Source organism: Streptomyces botrytidirepellens (genome assembly GCF_003721215.1).
In the GTDB taxonomy this organism is placed as follows: Bacteria; Actinomycetota; Actinomycetes; order Streptomycetales; family Streptomycetaceae; genus Streptomyces; species Streptomyces himastatinicus.
Genome location: NZ_RIBZ01000142.1, coordinates 1 through 3,692 on the forward strand (window position 1 = coordinate 1; position 3,692 = coordinate 3,692).

The following is a 3,692-nucleotide window of genomic DNA, read 5'->3' on the forward strand; positions in this document are numbered from 1 at the left end:
CGGCCGCGGCGCCCGTCGCGGCCCAGCCGCCCGCGGCGACCAGCGGCCGCAGATACGGCGCGGTGCCCCGGTCGTACAGCGCCAGCAGCGCCGGGCCGGTCAGCGCGGCCAGTCGGCCATCGGCCGCCACCAACCGCTCCATCCGGGACCGGCAGTCCCGGCAGCCGTCGATGTGCACGGCGATCCGCTCGGCCTGGTGCGGGTCGTCCGTGCCCTGCACATGGCCGGGCAGCGCGTCCCAGTGGCCACCGCACACCGCGCTCGCCGGGGTGCCCGGCTGCGCGCGCAGGAACTCGTGGCGCAGGCTCTCCCGGGCCCGCTCCACGAGCGCGGCCGCGGCCTCGGCGGTCGTCCGCGCACGACGGGCCGCCTCCTCCGGCGACAGGTCCTCCGCCTCGGCGAGCCAGAGCGCCGTGACCCAGCGCTGCGGCAGCTCGCCGAGGACCCGTATCAGCGGTTCGAGCAGCGAGGACTGCTGCGGCGGGCCCCAGTTCACCGAGGCCACGGCGAGCCCGCGGATGGCGCCCGTCAGTTCGCCCGGTATGGCGTCGATGTCGATGGACTCCCCCGCGCGCAGCCGCCGCCAGACGCGGAAGTGTGCCTCGGCGACGAGGTCCCCCGCCGTCCAGGGGTTGCCGGTGAGGGTNGGAAGTGTGCCTCGGCGACGAGGTCCCCCGCCGTCCAGGGGTTGCCGGTGAGGGTGCGGGCGTACCCGACAAGTCGTGGATATTCGGATTCGTAGAGCCGGGTGTACGCGGCCGCGTCCGGCGCCGCTGGACGTTCGGTCATGGTGGAACAACCCCTGGGGTGGGTGCCTCGGGAGAGCGGAGTGCGGCGGAAGTTTTGTAACAGCTCCGCACGGCACCCGAGACCGTGCATGGATTTGGCAAGCCTAAATGCCGTATGTCCCCCCGAAAAACCGGTCGTGACGCACGTCACGCCCCGCGCGGGTGCACTGGCCAGTGAGCCCGTACGTCTTATGGACGTAGAGACGGCGAGGACCCGCACCGATCGCAATCGCAAGGGAGCAGGCGTTGTGACCACTGTCATCGACCAAGCAGTCCAGGCCCACCTCATCGCGTCGACCCCGGAAGCACGCGCCATCCCGGCGTGCCTGCGCTACGAGCGCGACGACCCGTTCGCCGTCCGCGTCTCCTTCCCGCCCACCGCGTCCCTCGACGGTTCCGCCGTGGAGTGGACCTTCGGGCGCGAACTGCTCGCGGCCGGACTGCGCGGACCCGCGGGCAGCGGTGACGTCCAGATGTGGCCGTGCGGAACGCAGCGCACCGTGCTGGAGTTCCACGCGCCCGAGGGCATGGCGATGGTGCAGTTCGACACCGCGGACCTGCGGCGGTTCCTGGGCCGCTCGTACGCGGTGGTGCCGGAGGGGGCCGAGGGCGGGGAGCTGGACCTGGACGACGGGCTGGCGTCCCTGCTCAGAGACTGCTCCTGACAGAAACCGAGAGAAACCGAGAGAAATCCGTTCGCCCGGCAACCGGGTCAGTGGGTGGTCGTGGCCGCGGCGGTGGTCGCCGCCGACAGCGCCGTGGCGACCGCGGCGGCGAGCCCCGCCCGCACATGGTCGACCACGCCCTCCAGCGCGGCCCCCGGCGCGCCGCTGCGCGCCTCCAGCTCCGCGATCCGCTTCCGGTGCGCCTTGAGGTCCTTGTGGGTGACGACGGTCGTCACCCCGCCCGCCGCGGCGAGCGCGATCAGCGCGGCGTCCCGCTCGGACACCTCGGCCGCGGGCTGTGCCCCGTACAGGACGCGCACCGCCTCGTCCCGCATCTCCGCGACCAGCTGCGACCGTTCCAGCCCGTACTCCTTGACCGGGAACAGGCCGAGCACCCGCCGTGAGGTCGCGCGCACATACCCGGCCGCCCGCAGCTGGTTCCGTACCGCCTTCTCCGTCAGATGCGGGTGATGCCCCACCCAGGTCCCCCAGGTGCGCGGCCGGGACTCCTCGATCAGCTCCATCAGCCCGTCCAGCGCCGGGTCCCCGGTCCGCGCGTCCGGCAGCGGCTTCGGACAGCCCTCCGCGTCGACGAGCAGCTCGCGCTGCGCGAGTTCGGTGAGCGCCCCGGCCTGGACGAGATAGCCGAGATGGGTGACGGGCTTGCCGCTGTCCGGGTCGAAGGCGAGCAGGTAGAGACTGGCGGCGAGCGAGAGCGAACCGTTCGGCACGGGATCCTCCGGGCATGATCCGGTCGGGCGGGTGCACCGACCCTAGGGCGTGTGCCCACCCCCGACGACGGCGACGCGCACCCCCCTGTGTGCGCGTCGCCGCCCGCACCGCCCTTACGGGTGGTACAGCTTCACGACCGCCGTGGTGGTCGTCCGCCGGAACGCGTCGACCGGGGCGTGCTCGTAGGTCCCCATCTCGCCCCACGCGACGACGGTGACGGTCCGCCCGTCACGCCCGACCCCGTACAGGTGGATGCCCGGCTCCGAGTCCGGGTACGAGGTGTGGACGCCGTACACATGGGCGCCGTCCTCGGCCGGGAGCGTGCCGTAGTCCCGCCAGGACGCCGTGCCCTCGGGGAAGTCGCCCTCCCAGTCGGCGGCGCAGTTCCGCACCTTCTTCTCGGCCGCCGCGGCGAGCTTGCGCGCGGCGTCCACGGTGGCGGCCTTGACCACGATCTGGCTCGCGGACGTGTCGTACTCGGTCCAGAAGGTCCGATGGGTGGCCCCGGCCGAGGGCAGCGTGTCCTCGACGCAGAAGGGGACGTGTCCGGGCAGCCCCGGGGTGACGTCGCTCGCGTACCAGTCCGACGACGGGTGCGGCGGCAGCTCCTTCGGTACGAGGTGGCCGGGCGTGCCCGGGGCCGCGGTGGCGGTCGCGGATCCCGCCACCAGGGCGGCCGCGGTGAGGGCGCCGAGGGCGGCGGCGCGGAGGCGTCGCGAAGACATGCGCATGGAAGGGTTCCCCACTTCGGATGAGTGCCATTCGTCTGAGTGCCATGGCCACGGAGTTCGCGGCGGCAGCTCAAGACTGTGCGGCGCCGCGCCGCGGCCGCTACGGCAGGCGTGGCATCCGGTATGCGGGAATGCCTGCACGTACGCTGACTTGGGGGGATGACGACACCCTGGAACGCGCCCGCGGGACGTTCCAGCGGTACGAGGAGGGGGATGGGGCCGGTGGGCAGAGCCGATGAGGTCGAGGAGTTCGCGGAGAGCCTGCGCGCACTGAAGGAGCGTTCGGGCCGCAGCTACGGGGCCTTGGCCACACGCCTGCACGTCAGCACGTCCACGCTGCACCGCTACTGCAACGGCGACGCGGTCCCCACGGACTACGCCCCGGTGGAGCGCTTCGCCCGCCTGTGCGGCGCGACCCCGGAGGAGCTGATCGCCCTCCACCGCCGCTGGATGCTCGCCGACGCGCACCGGACCGCTCGGGCAGCTCGGGCAGCGGACCGGGACGACGCGGCGGGCGGCACCGCGCGCGAGCGGTTCGCGGCGCGGGCGCGCTTACGGGCCGTGTCGGCCGACGCGGCGTCAGGCGACGTGGCATCAGACGGTGCGGCATCGGGCGGGGCGGCATCAGGCGGGGCGGCATCGGGCGGGACGGAGTCAAACGCGGCCCGCGCCGCGTGGCGTACCCGGCCGTGGGCCCTGGTGGCGGGCGCGGCGGCCGTCCTGGTCCTCGCCGTCACGGCCGTGGAGGTGCGGTCGTCGGGCGGTGGCGGCGCGCC

4 protein-coding genes and 1 pseudogene are annotated in these 3,692 nt (G+C 73.7%); 2 read left to right on the forward strand and 3 right to left on the reverse strand.

Annotation, left to right across the window (positions count from 1 at the left end):
- Positions 1-496: pseudogene (locus tag EEJ42_RS10770) on the reverse strand (hypothetical protein); the annotation flags it as partial.
- A gap of 540 nt (positions 497-1,036) precedes the next feature.
- Here EEJ42_RS10770 and ssgD point away from each other — a divergent pair.
- On the forward strand, positions 1,037-1,453 hold the full coding sequence (ssgD, locus tag EEJ42_RS10775; RefSeq protein ID WP_123099731.1) for a spore wall synthesis regulator SsgD: 417 nt from the start codon (positions 1,037-1,039) through the stop codon (positions 1,451-1,453).
- A 47-nt stretch (positions 1,454-1,500) separates the two neighbouring features.
- Here the strand turns inward: ssgD and EEJ42_RS10780 are convergent, their stop codons facing one another.
- Both EEJ42_RS10780 and EEJ42_RS10785 read right to left on the reverse strand, forming a co-directional pair.
- Positions 1,501-2,184, reverse strand: a complete 684-nt coding sequence (locus EEJ42_RS10780; protein WP_123099732.1) for a GOLPH3/VPS74 family protein — start codon at positions 2,182-2,184, stop codon at positions 1,501-1,503.
- 114 nt (positions 2,185-2,298) lie between these two features.
- Positions 2,299-2,916 carry a hypothetical protein gene (locus EEJ42_RS10785; protein WP_123099733.1) on the reverse strand — a complete coding sequence of 206 codons (618 nt, stop codon included), beginning with the start codon at positions 2,914-2,916 and terminating at the stop codon, positions 2,299-2,301.
- Positions 2,917-3,129: 213 nt separating this feature from the next.
- Between EEJ42_RS10785 and EEJ42_RS52680 the strand changes: the two genes are divergently transcribed.
- Positions 3,130-3,692, forward strand: a 563-nt coding sequence (locus tag EEJ42_RS52680) for a helix-turn-helix domain-containing protein (RefSeq protein ID WP_425472873.1), incomplete at its 3' end; no start/stop codon positions are given.